We start from the raw sequence: 17487 nt of genomic DNA, 5'->3' as shown, positions 1-17487 counted from the left end.
TTTTACGCTGATTTATGCTTTTGTATAGTCCGGTCTTTAAGCTATGTAAGGAATAATAAAATTGCGAAGGCTAAACGTCATTCCATGTAACGCGACAACATGTGAACTGGCTTACATTTTCGATTTAGCTCACAATTTATAGTGAGCTCCAGAAGTCAGAAGGCGTATTCAATTACCATGGCATCGATTAAAGACGTAGCAAAAAGAGCTGGGGTCTCGACGGCAACCGTATCACGAGTCCTGAATAATCATCCCAGCGTGGTCGCGGAAACGCGTAAGGCGGTGCGGGAGGCGATGGATTATCTTTGCTATGTTCCCAGCAAAAGTTCGTTTCAGCTTAGCGGTAAATGTTCCGGACTGATTGGTGTGGTTGTGCCTAATCTGGTCAATCCTCACTTCTGTGAACTGTTGGCGACAGTGGAAGAAGAGGCCCGGTACATCGGTAAATCGGTGATCGTCAAAACGCACCAGAATCAACCGCAACAAGATAAGCATATTATTCATACCCTGGTGGGGATGGGCATTGACAGTTTGCTATGGGTGCCGACAGAAGCAGAAGCCGGTCTTTCAGAATGGTTAACTATTACCCGAATCCCGGTTGTCGTCGTTACGCAGGTGTCCCGGTTCTTTAATTCTGTATCGATTAATCAGGATCGCGGGGCTGAAAGTATTGCGGAGCATTTCATACACACCGGACATGTTGCATTTGGTTTTGTTGCCCAGGAAGGCGTTGATAACCGCAAGGTATCGTCGTACAGCAAAAAAATAGCGAGTCATGGTTTAAAGCTTGCCAAAGATAATTCGTTCTGGATAACAAAAGGTGAGGGTGAGAAGGTCTCAGGTCATATAAGCATTCTTGATGATATTATTGAGAAACTCAGCGAGCCGAAGCGAACCTGTACATGTCTGTTAGTTTATAACGATATTGCGGCAAACTATCTTATCGATGGGCTAGAAGCAAAAGGCATCGCCGTTCCAGAAGATATTGCGATTGCCAGTTTTGATAATACCTTGCTGGCGCAAACAAAAAGAATTACCAGCGTTGCGCAGCCGGTAAGTGAAATCGCTCATCTCGCTTTCCAGATGGTGAAATATCAACAGCAGCCGGACAGTATTGAAATGCACGAAATTGTCTCTCGGTTAATTATTCGTGAGAGCAGCGTAAAAATTAATATTACTACCCTGTAAAAGATTTATGTTTAGCAATGGCGCGACGACTGGCGCCATGGGTCCCTTTTAATAAAAAAATAGGTATATTTATGTCTGCTACCGCAATGGAAAGGCCGAGCGCTTATGAAAAGCTGGGGCTGAGGGAGAAGATCGGCTACGGCATGGGTGACGCCGGATCAGGAATGATATGGAGCGTGCTGGCACTGTATCTGACCTGGTTTTATACCGACGTGTATGGCTTAAGTGCCGGAGTTGTGGGGACCTTATTCCTGGTTATCCGTATCTTTGACGCTTTTAGCGATCCGCTGATGGGGGCCATCTGCGACCGCACCGTGACCCGTTGGGGTAAGTTCCGCCCATGGTTATTATGGATGGCGTTTCCGTTTGGGCTGGGTGCGGTGCTGATGTTCACTACGCCAGAACTAAGCATGAATGGCAAGATTATCTATGCCTGGGTCACCTATTTAATGATGTCGCTGATTTATACCGCGATCAATATTCCCTATTGCTCGGTTGGCGGCGTGATTACTCTCAATCAGAAAGAGCGTATGGGCTGCCTGTCATGGCGTTTTTTCCTTAACGGACTGGCAACGTTAATTATCTCCTCATCTATTTTGCCGTTAACGGACTGGCTGGGTAATGGCGACCGCGCCTCCGGTTTCCAGCTGACGATGATGATTATGGGCGGTGCGGCAACCCTGATGTTCCTCTTCTGCTTTTCCAGCATAAAAGAGCGCGTGGTGTCGGTTAAGGAAAACGAGTCATTAAAGAAAGACCTGCGGGATATTATCAAGAACGATCAGTGGCTATTGATGATCTCTATAACCTTTCTAAATGTTTTCCCGGCCTTCATCCGCGGCGGCGTCACCATTTATTATGCTACCTATGTGATGAAGGCCTCTGTCGGATTTATCACATTGTTTATGGCGCTGGGTGTGGCCTGTAATATGCTGGGCAGCGTGCTTGCCAAACCGCTGACCGATCGCTTTGATAAACTCGCGCTGTTCCGCATTATTAATATTATTCTCGGTGTTCTGTCATTTGCGCTGTGGTTTATCGATCCGCAATCCCTGACCCCGCTGATGGCGTTATTCATCATTATTAACGTTCTGCATTTAATTCAGTCAGGCCCGATTCTGTGGGCGATGATGTCCGACGTTGATGACTACGGTGACTGGAAGTTCGGCAAGCGCCTGACCGGTATCTCCTTCGCGGGTAACCTTTTTATGCTGAAAATGGGTTTGGCGGTGGCCGGCGCTATCGTCGCGTGGATTCTGGCGTTTACCGGCTATGTCGCTAATGAGCCGCAGCAAAATGCGCAGACCATTCAGGGCATCATCATGATGTTCTCACTACTGCCGATGGTGAGCTATTTCATCAGCGCGTATCTGGTGCGCTACTTCAAGCTGAATAACGCGTTCCTTGAAAAAATCAAAGCCGATCTTGCAAAACGTGAACTGGAAAAAGGACGCGATTAATCGCCAGCGGATCAGGCTATCCGTATTATTTATCATTAAATATCAGTGTTAATCAAAACAGTTTTTTAATTGATTTTCTGTTCATAGCAGAGGAGGTTCTTCATGACGCATAATAATTATTATGACGTGACGCAGTGGCATATCGGTAATCCGTATAAGGATATCGGCGAAGTTATCAACAGTATTATTCTCGATATTAAAAATCGGCAAACCGCAACCGACATGAATAATGGTGGAAAACCCGGCGCCGCTATCTATATCCCGCCCGGCGATTATCATCTGACGACTCAGGTTTTGATTGATATCAGTTATTTAAAAATAATGGGCGCCGGACACGGGTTTGTCTCTTCAAGTATTCGCTTTAATACGCCGGCTGACGAGTGGGCGAATTTGCATGATATATGGCCGGGTGGTAGCCGTATCCTGGTCGATCTTTGCCCGCAGCCCGGTGATGAAGAACACGCTGGCGCTGCATTTTACGTGAAACGCAGCGGAGCACCGCGAATAAGTTCAGTGGCGTTTGAAAACTTCTGTATTGATGGCTTGCATTTTATTGATGATGGGCTGGGAAACAACGATCCGGAAAATAGCTATATTAACGGCAAAACCGGGATTTATATCGCCAGCGCTCAGGATGCTTTCCGGATTACCGGCATGGGATTTATCTATCTTGAGCATGGTCTCACGACGTACAATAGTGATGCTATGGCGATCCATAATAACTTTATCGCCGAATGCGGCAACTGCATCGAGCTTCGTGGCGCTGGACAGGCTTCTAAAATAACCGATAACCTGATTGGCGCAGGCTATAAAGGCTATTCGATTTATGCCCAAAACTTTGGTGGGTTATTAATTTCTGGCAATAATATCTTTCCGCGTGGCGCCAGCAGCGTTCATTTATCTGGCGTTGTTCGTTCTACCGTGACCGGTAATCGGTTGCACTCATTTTATCCAGGGATGTTGGTACTGGAGAATAACAGTGCGGAGAATCTCATCGCGGCCAATCATTTTTTCCGCGATCGCGAACCCTGGCCGCCGATGCAGACCTATGACAACGGCCTGGATGATGCCTATGGTCTGCTGCATATCAATGGTAATCATAATTCGTTGATTGCCAATCATATTTCCGAAACGATTGATATCCAGTATCTCAAGCCGCTGGGAATAAAACCGGTCATCATCCGGCTGGTTTCCGGGAAAGGGAATTATATTGCGAATAACCATATCGTGGCGACCACGGAGACGTCAGCGGCGCAGGCGCAGCCCTCCGAAGAGGATGCCTGCTTTGCGGCGCAGGTCAGCGCTTTGCTGACGACGGCCAGGTTAAAGGAGCTTGATGCGGTTGCCGTGCAGGTAGAAAAAGAATCCGCGCAAAACACGATACTGGATAGCGGAAGCGACGATCGGGTGCTGATGGACAGGGCGGTAAACGCCTTCAGGGCCACGCCCGTTCCCGGAACGATGTAACGCTCTTCGGTCTGAAGCGGTGGCCCCGCTAAATGCAGCGGGGCCGTCATGGATTTAATCGAGATAAAACACCTCTTTGAGCTCCGCGCTTACCGGACTGTTGTCCGGATTGGCCGGCATAACATCGCGCATATACTGCCACCAGCGCTGACACACCTCTGTCCCGGCGACGGCGTTCCAGCGCGCTTCGGATTCAATCTCCACCGTGGCGAACAGCAGATGGCGCTCTTTATCGAGATAAATCGCGTAATGGTGCGCGCCGTGGGCTTTCAGCACCGCTTCCAGCTCCGGCCAGATGGGATTATGGCGGCGCTGATACTCTTCATGCGCGTCCGGGTTTACCTGCATCACGAAAGCTTTGCGGATCATAATGCCTCCAGATACAGGTCGCGGACTTCGTCGCGGCTGGCGGTGCGCGGGTTGCACGGCGCGCACGGGTCGGCCAGCGCTTTGTCCAGCCAGCCTTCGATATCGGCTTTGCTAACGCCAAGCTGACTAAAGCCTTGCGGGATGCCGACGCGTTTACTCAGCGCGCGGATGGCGTTGATGGCCTCCATGCTGGCTGCCTCATCGCTCATGCCGCGGGTATCGACGCCCATCGCCTGCGCGACGCGAGCGAAACGGGCAACCGCGTTCGGGCGATTAAAGTTTTCGATGATCGGCAGCAGGATGGCGTTGCACACGCCGTGCGGCAGGTTGTGGGTAGCGCCTGGCTGATGAGCCAGCGCATGCACCAGGCCAAGACCGGCGCTGTTAAACGCCATGCCCGCCAGATACTGGCCAAACGCCATTTGCTCGCGGGCTTCAAGATTGTGCCCGTCGTCCACGGCTTGCGGCAGCCATTGGTTGATCAGGCGAATCGCTTCCAGGGCATTGGCATCGGTCAGCGGGTGCGCGCCAACGGAAACAAAAGCTTCAATGGCGTGGGTCAGCGCGTCCATGCCGGTGGCGGCGGTAATGGACGGCGGGATATCCAGCATCACGCTGGCGTCATCGACGGCAATATCGGGAATGATATTGGGGTCGATGATCACCTCTTTCACCTGACGTTCGGCGTCGATAATGACCGCATTGCTGGTCATCTCCGCGGCTGTTCCTGCTGTGGTGTTGATTGCTACCAGCGGCACCCCGGCGTTTTTCACTTTGCCGACGCCGGAGTAGGCGGTCGATGGCCCCGGGTTGGCGGTGAGGATTTTCACCGCTTTAGCGGTATCGATCGGGCTGCCGCCGCCGAAGGCGATAAGGTAATCACACCCGGCCTCGCGATACGCCGCGTAGCCTTTTTGCACCAGCGCTTCCGTTGGGTTAGGGAACACCTCATCAAACAGATGATAAGACATTTGCTGTTCATCCAGGGCGGTAAACAGGCTGTCGAGCAGACCCATCTTGACCAGATGACCGTCGGTGACGATCAGCGCTTTACCCCACCCTTTACCTGCCACCAGCTTAACCATATCACCGATTGCGCCCGCGCCGTGGAGGCTGATTTTGGGTAGTGCCAACATAAAACTCATGATAATTCTCCTTAATGTTGATTTGGGTAATCCGTTTCCCTTCACCCGCTCCCGGGTCGCGGCTGGCGCCTTACCCGGGCTACAGGTTCACTGGCGTCTGCAGGCCGGTAGCCAGGACAGGTGCGTAGCACCGCCTCCGGGATTTAGGGTGAAGGGGAAATTAAATCCGTCTTCGTTGCAAAATCCGCCGGGTAATAATCGGCAGCGAAATAACCACAATCAGCATCGCGCCGATGATGATCGACATCACGATGCCCGGCACGTTGAGCAGGCTCAGGCCAAACGTCACCAGCCCCATCAGGAAAGCGGCGATAATCACCCCCACCATGCTGCCGGAACCGCCGAGAATATTGACGCCGCCGAGTACCGCCATCGTGACGACCGCCAGCTCCCAGCCCATCGCCAGCGTCGGGCGGGTACTACCGAGCCTTGAGGTCAGCAGAACCGCCGCCAGGCCGGCCATCAGTCCGACCAGCGCGAACAGCACCAGGTTGTGGCGCTTGACGTTAATCCCGGAGTACCAGGCTCCGGTCGGGTTATTGCCGATGGCGTAGGTCCGGCGGCCAAAGTTGGTTTTATGCAGCAGGAAGGTAAAGGCGGCAGCAAGAAGGATAAACAGCGCAAACTCAAAAGAGAGCGCGCCCCACACGTAGCCCTGGCCAAACCAGGCGAAGCTGTCCGGGTAGTGATTGAGCGCCTTGTCGCCCAGCAGAATGTAGGTTATCCCGCGATACAGGCTCATGGTGCCGATGGTGATCACAATCGACGACAGGTTAAAGCGCGTCACCAGGATACCGTTGAACAGGCCGCACAGCAGCCCCACACCCAGCCCGACGGCCACCAGCAGCGGCGTATCCATACCCGCTGCCGCGCAGAAGCCCATCGCCGTTGAGCTCAGCGCCATCGTCGAGGCTACCGAAAGGTCGATCTCTCTGGCGATAATCAGCATCGCCATCGGCAGCACGATGATCGCTTTTTCGGTGAAGTTAAACGTGGCGTCCGACAGATTCCAGATATTAAGGAACCAGGGGGATGCCAGGGCGTTAACCATAAATACCGCCAGGGTTACCGCCAGCAGAAAACCTTCCCAGCACAGCAAGCGGCGCAGCGGCGACGGCGCGGCCGGGACGCTTTTCATCTCTTCAGACATCATCATTTTGCTCATGATTTCACCGCCTGTTTCTGTCGGGCTAATGCCGCGTCGCGCAGGATTAACCGTCCGTGGCCTTTATTGCCTCGTTCGTTAAGCAGCACCGCAATGACGATCACCGCGCCGGAAATGGCCATTTGCCAGAACGGCGAAATACCGATCACCGGTAGCGCGTTATTAATCACTCCAAGGAACAGCGCCCCGCACAGGCAGCCGAGCACGCGACCGGTTCCGCCCATGGTGCTGATGCCGCCGATGACGCAGGCGGCGACCACCTGCAGTTCAAAACCGTTGGCGACATCGACATAGGCGACAGCGAAACGTGAGATCCACAAATAGCCGCAGAACCCGGCCAGCGCGCCGGAGAGGCAGAAGCTGACAAACTGCATCTTCCCGGCGTTAATCCCGGTGTAGTACGCCGCCGTCGCGTTGCCGCCCGCGGTGTACAAGGCCCGGCCGGTGCGGCTGTAGCGCAGGAAATAGCCTACCAGCAGCAGCGCGGCGATGGCGCACCAGCTCAGCAGCGGCATTCCCAGCAGCGAGGCGCGCGGCAGGCCGAGAAAATCGGCGCTCATCTGGTGCGAGTTAACCCAGCTACCCTCGGAAAGCAGAAAGATAATCCCGCGATAAATACTCATGGTGCCCAGCGTGACCACGATGGCCGGAATACCGAGCCGCCAGACCAGCAGGCCGTTAATCATCCCCATCAGCAGGCCAAGCAGGGTCGCCAGCGCCAGCAGCGCCGCCACCGGGATACCCGGATAGTGGGCGTTGAGCAGAGCGACGATCATTCCGGTCAGCGCCAGATTGGCGGCCATCGACAGATCGATGCCTTTGGTGAGCAGCACCATCATCTGCCCGAGGGCGAGGATGATCAGAATGGCGGTGTCGTTAAACATCTCCACCAGATTGCCCGGCGAGACGAACGACGGCGCCCGGCTGCCGATAGCGCCGATCATCAAAATGATCACCGCCGCCAGCAGCGCTTCGCGGTGTTTAAGCAGCTGTTTGCCCATTACGCTGCCTCCTGATTCACGCCGCTGGCGGCGCTGACGATGGTTTCCGCCGTCGCTTCACCGGCGCGATACTCGGCCACCATCAGCCCCTCGTGCATCACGATAATCCGGTCGGCCATACCCATCACTTCCGGCAGCTCCGAAGAGACCATAATGACCGCCAACCCCTGGCTGACCAGTTCGGACATAAACTGGTGCACCGCCGCTTTGGAACCGATATCGATGCCTTTGGTCGGTTCGTCGAGGATAATCACCTCGGGATGGGTCGCCAGCCATTTGCCGATCACCACTTTTTGCTGATTGCCGCCGGAAAGGGTTTCCACCGCCTGCCGCCAGCTAAAAGCTTTGACCTGTAAGCGCGAAGCGTACTCATCCGCCAGCCGCCATTCGCGGGCGTCGTTCAGTACGCCGTTGGGGTTGAGTTTGCTGAGCTGCGGCAGGCTGATGTTCTGGGCGATCGGCAGGGCGATAATCGCTCCTTGCTTCTGCCGCTCTTCCGGCACGCAGACGATACCGGCGTTGATGGCGTCGGCCGGCTGGCGAAAGCGCATCGCTTTGCCCTTCAGTACGATGTTGCCGGAGGAGGGGGTCGAGACCCCGGAGAGCGCCTGCATCAGCTCGGTGCGCCCGGCGCCCACCAGGCCGTAAAAGCCAAGAATCTCCCCTTTGCGCAGGCTGAAATTGATATGGGCAAACTCGGTGGGGTGACAGAGGTCTTGCACCTCCAGCACCGTTTCCCCTGGGGTACAGTCAACTTTCGGGTAGGTTTGGGTAATCGCGCGGCCCACCATCATCGCCACCATCCGCTCTTCGGTGATGTCGTTTATCGCTCCGGAGCTGACGTAAACGCCGTCGCGCAGAATGGTGTAGTAGTCCGCCAGCTCGAAAATCTCATCAAACTTATGCGAGATAAAAAGAATCGCTTTGCCGTCCTGCTTCAGGCGCTCAACGATTTGATAAAACTCCAGAATTTCATGCTGTGAGAGCGCGGCGGTCGGCTCATCGAGGATCACCACCTGGGCTTCAAAGGAGAGCGCCCGGGCGATGGCCACCATATGGCGCTGGGCGATGCTGAGGGTTTTCAACGTCGCGCGCGGGTCAATCTGCACCTCCAGGCGGGTGAGAATCTCGCTGGCTTTGCGGTACATGGCGGGCCAGTCGAGCCTCTTCAGCAGACCGCGATGCAGATACTGGCCGACGAAAATATTTTCAGTGACCGACAGCTCGTCGAACAGCACGGTTTCCTGATGAATGGCGGTGATCCCGACCTTGTGCGCTGACTCCGGGGTCGGCAGCTGGATAGGGATCGCTTTATAGAGAATCTCGCCCTCTTCGGGCTGATAAATACCGGTCATCACTTTGACCAGCGTGGATTTGCCCGCGCCGTTTTCGCCGATTAAGGCGGTGACTTTGCCGGGCCAGAGATCGAGCTGTACGTTCTCAAGTGCGCGCACGCCGGGGAAAACCTTGGTGATGCCCTTAAGCGACAGCAGTGGGGTGGATGCTGACATGATAGTTCTCCGTAAAATCACCCTAACCCTCTCCCTAAAGGGGCGAGGGAACCGCTCAGAGCTCTCTGCCAACATTGCGCAGAGGGCCTGGCTTTCTCCCTCTCCCTTCGGGAGCGGGCCGGGGTGAGGAAGCAGGGTTAGAATATCTTCGAGAACTTATCGATATTGCTCGCATCGTAGACGAACGGTTCGGCCATCGCGCCGCTACCGTCGGCGTCGAGCTTCACTTTGCCCAGCTTGCCCATATTGGCTTCGGTTTTGGTCGCCGTGCCTTTAACTAAATCGTCGGCCAGATACGTGGCGGCATAGCCAAGGTCGATCGGATTCCAGATAGCAAAGCTTTTGCTGGCGCCGGACCTAATCGCCCCCGCCATTTCCGATGGCAGCCCCAGGCCAGTCACGTAGACCTTGCCGATTTTGCCCTGATCTTTCACCGCCTGCGCGGCGGCAACGATCCCCACCGACGAAGGCGAAACAATCACTTTCAGGTCAGGATATGACTTCAGCAGGCCCACCGCTTCGCGGTAGCTTTTATCCGACAGATCGTCACCGTAGGCGACGGTCACCAGATTGACGGACGGATACTGCGGCAGCACCTTTTTCATCTCCTCAATCCAGATGTTCTGGTTGGTGGAGGTTGGGGTGGCGCTTAAAATCGCCACATCGCCTTTTTCCACGTTCAGCGCCTTCAGCGCATCGGCGGCGAGCTTAACGTTGGTTTCGCCAATCAAGGCGTTATTGGACGGATTAAGATGGATCTGGCGTCCCGCCGGCGCGACGCCGGAGTCCCAGGAGACCACCTTAATGCCGCGCTGCATCGCTTTCTTCAGCACCGGCACCACGGCATCGGGATCGTTAGCGGAAATGGCGATCGCATCCACCCCTTGGGCGATCAAACCATTCAGCACTTCGATCTGTGCTTCGGCGGTGGTGGTGGTCGGGCCGGTATAGATCACTTTGACATCGCCTAACTCTTTGGCCGCTTCCTGCGCGCCGACGTTCGCTGCTTCGAAGAATCCATTTCCCAATGATTTCGCCACGAGGGCGATTTTGACTTCGGCTAAAGCGGAACCGGACAACGCCAGGATGGCAACGGTGAGGATCAAGCTTGTCTTTGTTTTCATTGCTTTTACTCCACAAGAGTCAGTTTGGTAGGGTTTGCAGGTGATGTTTCGCCCCGTCTCGGTGAGCGGGGCGCGATGTTGTTATTGATAAAGGTCTAACGCGGACTGCATCGGTTGAACGTTGAAGCGTTTGCCAAGAGCGACCAGCTCTTCGCGGGTGATGGTTTGTTTCATCCCGCCCATTGAATAGACTTTCACCAGTACCTCAGCGGATTTCTCGGCGGTATCGATCAGGCCGAAGGTTTCATCCAGATTGGGGCCGCTGCCGAAAACGCCGTGGAACGGCCACAGCACCAGCGAGTGTTTCTGCATCGCCTCAGCGGTGGCCTTGCCGATTTCGTCGGTGCCCGGCACCATCCACGGCAGAATGCCGACGCCGTCCGGGAAGACCACCAGGCATTCGGTACTGCCTTCCCAGAGCTTACGGGTGAACAGATCGCTGTTGTTCTCCAGCACGTAGGTCAGGGCAATCAGGTTAGTGGCGTGGCAGTGCATGATCACCCGGTCTTTGCCGTTGGTCAGGCGGATGCGCTCGCTGTGCGACAGGAAGTGCGCCGGTAGCTCGGATGTCGGTACCGCATCGTTGGTCAGACCCCAAAGAATATGGTATCCCGCGCCGTCGCTGTCGACTTTCACCACGCCGAGGTTCGCCGCCGGGTCGAGCTGGACGTTACGGAAGAATTTACCGGAACCGGTGACGATAAACGGCTGGTTGGCCAGCGTTGGCATCGGCTGGCTCAGGGCGATATAGCGCGGTTTAGCGTGGAAATCCGCCGCGTAGGGTTCAATATCCGCTTCGTCGAGGCGCAGCGTCAGGTTGCCGCCGTTGCGCTCGTCCCAGCCTTTCAGCCAGGCGTCGGAAGTGGCTTTAATCATGCCCTGGACGAACCAGGCGTCGATAATGGTCTGCATAGTCTTGTCTTTCCTGTTGATTCGGCGCGGGGTTGGCCCCTCGCCCTGAATATGTGCGAGCCCCCGGATTGCGCCGTAAATGGCTTATCCGGGCTACCGGTTCGTAGCCCGGCTGCGTCCGGGGAAGTCCAGGCATTACCCGCGCTGGCTCAGAACCGCATTTTCATAAGCGCGTACGTTATCCAGCCACTGGCTGCCTGCCGGCGTATCGTGACGCTGACAGTACATTTCCCAGATGGCCTGCCACGGCAGGCACTTCTGCTCTTCCAGCAGCGCCAGACGGGCGGTGTAATCGCCGTCGAGCTCCAGCTGACGCAGCTGCTCGGTTGGTTCCAGCAGAGCGCGCAGCAGCGCTTTCTTCATATTGCGGGTACCAATCACCCACGCCGCGATGCGGTTGATCGAGGCGTCGAAGAAATCGAGACCGATATGCACGCGGTCGAACAGATCGTGGCGGATGATTTCGCTGGCGATGGCCTGGGTTTCATCATCCAGCAGCACCACGTGGTCGCTGTCCCAGCGTACCGGACGGCTTACGTGCAGCAGCAGACGCGGGATATAGAGCATGGCGGCGGAAATCTTATCGGAGATGACCTCCGTCGGATGGAAGTGGCCGGCATCCAGGCACAGGGCAGTCTGGCGGCTGGTGGCGTAGCCCATATAGAACTCATTGGAACCGACGGTGTAGCTTTCCGCGCCGATACCGAACAGTTTGCTCTCTACGGCGTCAATATGGTGCGCCGGGTCGAGCTTCTCGCTGATCACTTCATCAAGCGCGTTCAGCAGGCGCTGGCGCGGCGCGAAGCGGTCAACGGTAATATCCTTCATGCCGTCCGGGATCCAGATATTCATCACCGACGGCGTGCCCAGCTGCTCGCCGAAGTAAGCGGAAATACGGCGGCTGGCCTTGCAGTGATCGATCCAGAACTGGCGGATTTCATCGTTGGCGTGCGACAGCGTAAAGCCGTCAGCGCTCAGCGGATGCGAGAAGCAGGAGGGGTTAAAATCCAGCCCCAGCTTGTTGGCTTTCGCCCACTCAACCCAGTTTTTAAAGTGCTCTGGCTTAATTTCATTACGCGCTACCGGCGCGTCGGATTCCAGATAGAGGGCGTGCAGGTTCAGGCGTTTTGGCCCGGGGATCAGGCTCAACGCCTGCTCAAGGTCGGCGCGCAGCTCGCTGGCGTTACGCGCTTTCCCCGGGTAGTTGCCGGTGGCCTGAATACCGCCGGTCAGGCTTCCTTCCGGGTTTTCGAAACCGACGACGTCATCGCCTTGCCAGCAGTGCATGGAAACGGGCAGGCGGTCCAGCTGGCGCAAGGCCTCCTCGACATCCACGCCGACGCTGGCGTAGCGCTGTTTGGCAATTTCCCAGGCTTGTTCAAGTTGAGTGGTCATGCGCAAAGCTCCTTGGTCTGTTGTGGCTGAAACTGCGCGCTAAAGCGGGCAATTTCACTTTCATGATTGGGGGTAAAGGTGGTGAGGGCGTAGTTTTGCCGCACGACCTGACGGAATTCATCGACGTTGTGCAGCTCGTCCAGGGTCATCAGCTGAATGCCGATATTGCCCAGGGTGGAGGCCTCAACCGGGCCAGCGACCACGGTGATGCCGCAGGCGTCGGCGCAAAGCTGATTGAGCAGTTCGTTCTGGCAGCCGCCGCCGACAATATGCAGCTGGCTGAACGGCTGACCGCGCAGCGCCGCCAGTTCGTTAAGCACCCGAGCGTAGAGCAGCGCCAGGCTGTCGAAAATGCAGCGGGCCAGCTCGGCGTCGCCGGCAGGAACCGGCTGCCCGGATTCGCGGCAGGCGGCCTGGATTTCCGCGCTCATGTTGTCCGGGTTGATAAAGCGGTCATCGTTACAGTCGATAACGCAGCGGCAGGCCGGAAGCGCAGCAGTGCGTGCGATCAGCGCCGGCAGGTCGCTGACGTTTTGCTCCTTGAGCACCCGCTGCAGCAGCCAAAGACCCATAATATTTTTCAGTACCCGATAGCGGCCTTCGGCCCCGCCTTCGTTGGTGATATTGGCCTTTAGCGCCGCATCGCTGGTGCAGGGGGTTTTGCTTTCAAAGCCCATCAGTGACCAGGTGCCGGAAGAGAGATACGCGGCGTTTTTGCTGGCCAGCGGCGAGGCGATAACCGCGCTGGCGGTATCGTGACTGGCGACGGCGACCACCGGGATGTTATTGCCCTGCGGACATATCCAGTGGCCGATAACGTTGCCGGGGTGCGTCGGCGTACCGAACCATTCGCGCGGCGCGCCGCTCCAGTTCAGTAGCTCTTCATCCCAGTTATCGCTGTTAATGTTGACCAGCTGCGTGGTGGTGGCGTTGGTGTACTCCCAGTTCATGTTGCCGGTCAGGCGGAAGCTAAAGTAGTCCGGGATCAGCAGCGCATGCGCGGCCTGGCTGACCAGTTCCGGCTGTTGTTCAACCAGCGCGCGGAGCTGGTAAAGGGTGTTAAACGGCAGAAACTGAATGCCGCTGCGGCGGTAGATCTCCGCCCGGCCCAGCTGCTCTTCGGCATGGCGCATCAGCCCCTGGGTACGAGAATCGCGATAGGAAACCGGCAGGCCGACGCGCTGGCCCGCTTTATCCAGCAGGACATAATCCACGCCCCAGGTATCGATGCCGATGCTGTCGATCAGGATGCCCTGTTCGCAGACCTTCTCCAGACCGCGGCGAATTTCCCCTTCCAGGCTATCGAGATCCCAGCAGTCGAAACCATCCACCTTCTGCAGGCTATTGGTAAAACGGTGAATTTCACGCAGCGCCAGCGTTTGCTGCCCGGGTTGATAACCGGCGAGCATCACCCGCCCGCTGGAGGCGCCTAAATCAACGGCGACACAATGACGAAAACTCATGGGAAGATCCTTGTGAAAATCATTGCATGCAGTCTAAAAAAGTCGCCTCAGGCTCACCTTCTTGTTACTGACAGGGAAAATTGGCCGCTGGCAAGAAAGCAAAGGTGACCGTGAGAGAGGTCACAGTTTCGTTTTATCTGCGCTGCATGGAGGGATGTGATGTTGTCCGCAGTTCCCGATCTTTCCCGCCATTTCTTGAAAAAGCGGCAGGCTTTACGAATTTTGCGGTCAAAAATTGAAGGCCGGATCGCCGCCCCTTAATTACTATTTGCTCCACTGATTGATAACTTTTCTCATTTCGAGGAGCGGCTATGACTATGTTGCACAGTGTGGATTTCTTTAAGTCCGGCGTTTCAGCTGTCGCCATTGAGCCGCGGCTCCCGCAATCCGCTTTTCCTGAGCATCATCATGATTTTCATGAGATTGTTATTGTGGAGCACGGCACCGGGATTCACGTTTTCAACGGCCAGCCCTATACCATCAGCGGCGGATCGGTGTGCTTTATCCGCGATCACGATCGTCATCTCTACGAGCACACGGATAATTTATGCCTGACTAATGTGCTCTATCGCGCGCCGGACGCATTTCGCTTTTTGTCCGGCCTGAACGAACTGTTGCCGCAAGAGCAGGAGGGGAACTATCTCTCACACTGGCGGGTGAATCAGAATGCATTGCAGCAGGTGCGGCAGATTGTGGAGCAGATGGAGAACGTTGGCGCGGATGCGGATATGCATGCCATCGCCAGCCGCGAGATTTTATTTATGCAGCTGCTGGTGCACCTGCGTAAAAGCAGCCTCGCCGAAGGCGCAGCCAACAATGACGCGCGGCTCAACCATTTAATGGCCTGGCTGGAAGATCATTTTGCCGAAGATATCTGCTGGGAAGAGGTGGCGGCGCGGTTTTCGCTCTCTTTGCGAACTCTGCATCGTCAGTTAAAACAGCAAACCGGACTGACGCCGCAGCGCTACCTGAATCGGGTGCGGTTGATGAAAGCGCGCCATCTGCTGCGCCACAGCGATGACAGCGTGACCGATATCGCCTATCGCTGCGGATTCGGCGACAGTAACCACTTTTCGACGCTTTTTCGCCGTGAATTTGACTGGTCTCCGCGCGATATTCGCCAGGGGCGCGACGCCATTCTTCAGTAACGGGAGAGCAGTCAACGTTTTAGCAGACATAAACGCGAATAATGAAACGTTATTTATGTTCGGAGTTGATGTCGTGGCAGGTCAGCTGATTCTTCGCAAAGATGAATTTTTTGCCTCCCCCGCTCAGGCGGTGGCGGTAGCGGATCGCTATCCGCAAAATGTCTTCGCCGAGCACACCCATGAGTTCTGCGAACTGGTGCTGGTGTGGCGGGGAAACGGCCTGCACGTTCTTAACGATCGCCCGTGGCGCATTACCCGCGGCGATCTGTTCTATATCCGCGCGGAAGATAAGCACTCCTACGCCTCGGTAAACGATCTTGTCCTGCAAAACGTCATTTATTGCCCGGATCGGCTGCGGCTTAACTTTGACTGGGCGGCGCACATTCCGGGTCTGTTCGGCACCCCGTGGATCCCACACTGGCGAATCGGCAGCAGCGGTATGGCCCAGGTCAGACAGGTGATTACCCAACTGGAGCATGAGAGCTGTCGTAGCGATGCCCAGGCCAATAATATGGCCGAACTGCTGTTTGCGCAGCTGGTGCTTATTCTTCAGCGCTATCGCTACGCCACCGATAATCTGGCGGCAACTCAAAGCGAAGCGCTGCTCGATAAGCAGCTCACCAAGCTGGCGGGCAGCCTCAATCGTCCCTTCTTTCTTGACCGTTTTTGCGAGCGGGAAGGGTGCAGCGAGCGCGCGCTGCGCCAGCAGTTTCGTCAGCAGACGGGGATGACTATCAACCACTACCTGCGCCAGCTGCGTATTTGCCACGCGCAGTATCTGCTGCAGCATACCGAACGGCTGATTGGCGAAGTGGCGATGCAGTGCGGGTTTGAAGACAGTAACTACTTTTCGGTGGTGTTTAACCGCGAGATAGGCATGACGCCGGGGCAGTGGCGGCAGCGCAGTCGCGCCGCCGCCTGACGACGCTAGTTCGCCATTCCCAGACCGACGATATTGGCGGCGATGATAATCACCACGCAGCCGAGGCTGAGGACGCCCACCGGACGACGACCGGCGTTGTTCCACTCTTTGAGGATCAGGCCTACCAGCCCGCCGCACAGCACATAGAAGCTCATATGCAGCATCCAGCTCATGTAGTCGTACTGCGCCGGGATGCTGGCGTGGCCCCAGGCGTAGAAGAAGAACTGGAGATACCACATCAGGCCGCCTAACGCGGAAAGCAGGATATTGCTGATGATGAGCGGTTTTGCCAGCGAGAAGTCGGCTTTTATCGACAAATTTTTCACTTTTGCCAGCCGGATAAAGCAGAAGCCGAGGTTAACCAGCGCGCCGCCGCCCATGATCACCACATAGCTTGGCAGCGCGGTGTAAAGCGGGTCGACGCCGAGCGCGGCGGCGGCTTCGTGCATCGGCTTGGCGGCGTTCATGGCGAACGACATACCTGCGGAGAAGATGCCGCACATTACCGCCAGCAGCAGGCCCTTTTTCAGATTGAAGTCTTCGGCCTTGATGCCCATTTTGCGTTCTTTCAACTGGCCTGCACGGGTGACGATGCCCACGCCAATCACCGCAACCAGCACGCCGAGCAGCGTCATCTGGCCGCCTTTAGTGTTAATGAGAACATCAAACTGACCATTGAGAATCGGGGTCATGAGCGTACCGACAATCAACGTAATACCAATGGCGATGCCGATCCCCATCGACATGCCGAGATAGCGCATCGTCAGGCCGTAGTTAATATTACCGATGCCCCACATGGCGCCGAACAGGAAAACGGGCAGAAGCGTGGAGGCGTTAAAAGAACCGTAATAGGCCCAGAAGTCGGGCAGCAGCATGGCGCTGATGGCCCAGGGGAGGATCAGCCAGGAGACGATCCCGCCGATTGACCACATTGTTTCCCAGGACCAATGTTTAACTTTCTTGAACGGGGCATAGAAACAGGCTGCACTGGCTGCACCTATCAAATGCCAAAAAATACCCATCGTAATCGCATGATTCATTGATTTTATCCTCATCTATTTTTTATCGGATAAATCTTCTTCCGACCCGATGAGTGTAAAAATCGGTCAGTTTTTCCGCCTTTAAGCTGTTGCCACCAGAAGGCGGAACCTGGCAACCAAAAACTTAATTAGTTGTTCTGTATCACAAAACTACATCTATTCCCCCTTGTTATAACC

At 55.7% G+C, this 17487-nt stretch carries 15 protein-coding genes; 5 read left to right on the top strand and 10 right to left on the bottom strand.

Annotation, left to right across the window (positions count from 1 at the left end):
• Positions 1–177: 177 nt before the first annotated feature.
• The 3 genes from ABLV12_RS09080 to ABLV12_RS09070 all read left to right on the top strand — a co-directional run bounded on the left by ABLV12_RS09080 (position 178) and on the right by ABLV12_RS09070 (position 4115).
• Entirely contained in the window at positions 178–1188 is a 1011-nt protein-coding gene (locus ABLV12_RS09080; RefSeq protein WP_004107460.1) for a LacI family DNA-binding transcriptional regulator, read from the top strand.
• Positions 1189–1259: 71 nt separating this feature from the next.
• Positions 1260–2648, top strand: a complete 1389-nt coding sequence (locus ABLV12_RS09075) for an MFS transporter (RefSeq protein ID WP_004107462.1) — start codon at positions 1260–1262, stop codon at positions 2646–2648.
• Between the two features lie 102 nt (positions 2649–2750).
• On the top strand, positions 2751–4115 hold the full coding sequence (locus ABLV12_RS09070; protein WP_348866991.1) for a NosD domain-containing protein: 1365 nt from the start codon (positions 2751–2753) through the stop codon (positions 4113–4115).
• Positions 4116–4169: 54 nt separating this feature from the next.
• Here ABLV12_RS09070 and rhaM read toward each other — a convergent pair whose 3' ends face one another.
• The 9 genes from rhaM to rhaB all read right to left on the bottom strand — a co-directional run bounded on the left by rhaM (position 4170) and on the right by rhaB (position 14200).
• Positions 4170–4484 carry an L-rhamnose mutarotase gene (rhaM, locus tag ABLV12_RS09065; protein WP_004116822.1) on the bottom strand — a complete coding sequence of 105 codons (315 nt, stop codon included), beginning with the start codon at positions 4482–4484 and terminating at the stop codon, positions 4170–4172.
• Positions 4481–5629 carry a lactaldehyde reductase gene (gene fucO / locus ABLV12_RS09060; protein ID WP_004107467.1) on the bottom strand — a complete coding sequence of 383 codons (1149 nt, stop codon included), beginning with the start codon at positions 5627–5629 and terminating at the stop codon, positions 4481–4483. Before fucO ends, rhaM begins: the two co-directional genes overlap by 4 nt.
• 160 nt (positions 5630–5789) lie before the next feature.
• Entirely contained in the window at positions 5790–6794 is a 1005-nt protein-coding gene (locus ABLV12_RS09055; protein WP_004116827.1) for an ABC transporter permease, read from the bottom strand.
• Positions 6791–7795 (bottom strand): ABC transporter permease, encoded by a 1005-nt coding sequence (locus ABLV12_RS09050; RefSeq protein WP_004107471.1) that lies wholly within the window; start codon positions 7793–7795, stop codon positions 6791–6793. Before ABLV12_RS09050 ends, ABLV12_RS09055 begins: the two co-directional genes overlap by 4 nt.
• A complete protein-coding gene (locus tag ABLV12_RS09045) occupies positions 7795–9306 on the bottom strand; it encodes a sugar ABC transporter ATP-binding protein (RefSeq protein WP_016809651.1) in 1512 nt (503 codons plus the stop codon). Before ABLV12_RS09045 ends, ABLV12_RS09050 begins: the two co-directional genes overlap by 1 nt.
• Positions 9307–9443: 137 nt before the next feature.
• Entirely contained in the window at positions 9444–10430 is a 987-nt protein-coding gene (rhaS, locus tag ABLV12_RS09040) for a rhamnose ABC transporter substrate-binding protein (RefSeq protein ID WP_348866989.1), read from the bottom strand.
• An 81-nt stretch (positions 10431–10511) separates the two neighbouring features.
• Positions 10512–11342, bottom strand: coding sequence for a rhamnulose-1-phosphate aldolase (rhaD, locus tag ABLV12_RS09035; RefSeq protein WP_004116843.1), 831 nt, complete (start codon positions 11340–11342; stop codon positions 10512–10514).
• A gap of 135 nt (positions 11343–11477) precedes the next feature.
• The gene (rhaA, locus tag ABLV12_RS09030) at positions 11478–12737 is read right to left on the bottom strand and encodes an L-rhamnose isomerase (RefSeq protein ID WP_004107479.1); all 1260 of its coding nucleotides are present in this window, start codon (positions 12735–12737) and stop codon (positions 11478–11480) included.
• Positions 12734–14200: a rhamnulokinase gene (rhaB, locus tag ABLV12_RS09025; RefSeq protein ID WP_016809652.1), complete on the bottom strand. Its 1467-nt coding sequence runs from the start codon at positions 14198–14200 to the stop codon at positions 12734–12736. Before rhaB ends, rhaA begins: the two co-directional genes overlap by 4 nt.
• A 311-nt stretch (positions 14201–14511) precedes the next feature.
• On the opposite strand from rhaB, the gene rhaS (ABLV12_RS09020) reads away from it, so the two are divergent.
• Positions 14512–15348: an HTH-type transcriptional activator RhaS gene (gene rhaS / locus ABLV12_RS09020; RefSeq protein ID WP_004107487.1), complete on the top strand. Its 837-nt coding sequence runs from the start codon at positions 14512–14514 to the stop codon at positions 15346–15348.
• Between the two features lie 73 nt (positions 15349–15421).
• The gene (gene rhaR, locus ABLV12_RS09015) at positions 15422–16270 is read left to right on the top strand and encodes an HTH-type transcriptional activator RhaR (RefSeq protein ID WP_348867000.1); all 849 of its coding nucleotides are present in this window, start codon (positions 15422–15424) and stop codon (positions 16268–16270) included.
• A 5-nt stretch (positions 16271–16275) separates the two neighbouring features.
• Here rhaR and rhaT read toward each other — a convergent pair whose 3' ends face one another.
• On the bottom strand, positions 16276–17310 hold the full coding sequence (gene rhaT, locus ABLV12_RS09010) for an L-rhamnose/proton symporter RhaT (protein ID WP_004107493.1): 1035 nt from the start codon (positions 17308–17310) through the stop codon (positions 16276–16278).
• Positions 17311–17487: the final 177 nt, after the last annotated feature.

It is taken from the genome of Klebsiella sp. CN_Kp100, assembly GCF_040065315.1.
In the GTDB taxonomy this organism is placed as follows: Bacteria; Pseudomonadota; Gammaproteobacteria; order Enterobacterales; family Enterobacteriaceae; genus Klebsiella; species Klebsiella oxytoca.
The sequence above is the reverse complement of the archived record's forward strand: the minus strand, read 5'-3'. Positions and strand labels throughout refer to the sequence as shown.

Coding starts and splice junctions, on each gene's coding strand:
- ABLV12_RS09080 (WP_004107460.1), top strand. CDS start 178: ATGGCATCGATTAAAGACGTAGCAAAAAGAGCTGGGGTCTCGACGGCA.
- ABLV12_RS09075 (WP_004107462.1), top strand. CDS start 1,260: ATGTCTGCTACCGCAATGGAAAGGCCGAGCGCTTATGAAAAGCTGGGG.
- ABLV12_RS09070 (WP_348866991.1), top strand. CDS start 2,751: ATGACGCATAATAATTATTATGACGTGACGCAGTGGCATATCGGTAAT.
- rhaM (WP_004116822.1), bottom strand. CDS start 4,484: ATGATCCGCAAAGCTTTCGTGATGCAGGTAAACCCGGACGCGCATGAA.
- fucO (WP_004107467.1), bottom strand. CDS start 5,629: ATGAGTTTTATGTTGGCACTACCCAAAATCAGCCTCCACGGCGCGGGC.
- ABLV12_RS09055 (WP_004116827.1), bottom strand. CDS start 6,794: ATGAGCAAAATGATGATGTCTGAAGAGATGAAAAGCGTCCCGGCCGCG.
- ABLV12_RS09050 (WP_004107471.1), bottom strand. CDS start 7,795: ATGGGCAAACAGCTGCTTAAACACCGCGAAGCGCTGCTGGCGGCGGTG.
- ABLV12_RS09045 (WP_016809651.1), bottom strand. CDS start 9,306: ATGTCAGCATCCACCCCACTGCTGTCGCTTAAGGGCATCACCAAGGTT.
- rhaS (WP_348866989.1), bottom strand. CDS start 10,430: ATGAAAACAAAGACAAGCTTGATCCTCACCGTTGCCATCCTGGCGTTG.
- rhaD (WP_004116843.1), bottom strand. CDS start 11,342: ATGCAGACCATTATCGACGCCTGGTTCGTCCAGGGCATGATTAAAGCC.
- rhaA (WP_004107479.1), bottom strand. CDS start 12,737: ATGACCACTCAACTTGAACAAGCCTGGGAAATTGCCAAACAGCGCTAC.
- rhaB (WP_016809652.1), bottom strand. CDS start 14,200: ATGAGTTTTCGTCATTGTGTCGCCGTTGATTTAGGCGCCTCCAGCGGG.
- rhaS (WP_004107487.1), top strand. CDS start 14,512: ATGACTATGTTGCACAGTGTGGATTTCTTTAAGTCCGGCGTTTCAGCT.
- rhaT (WP_004107493.1), bottom strand. CDS start 17,310: ATGAATCATGCGATTACGATGGGTATTTTTTGGCATTTGATAGGTGCA.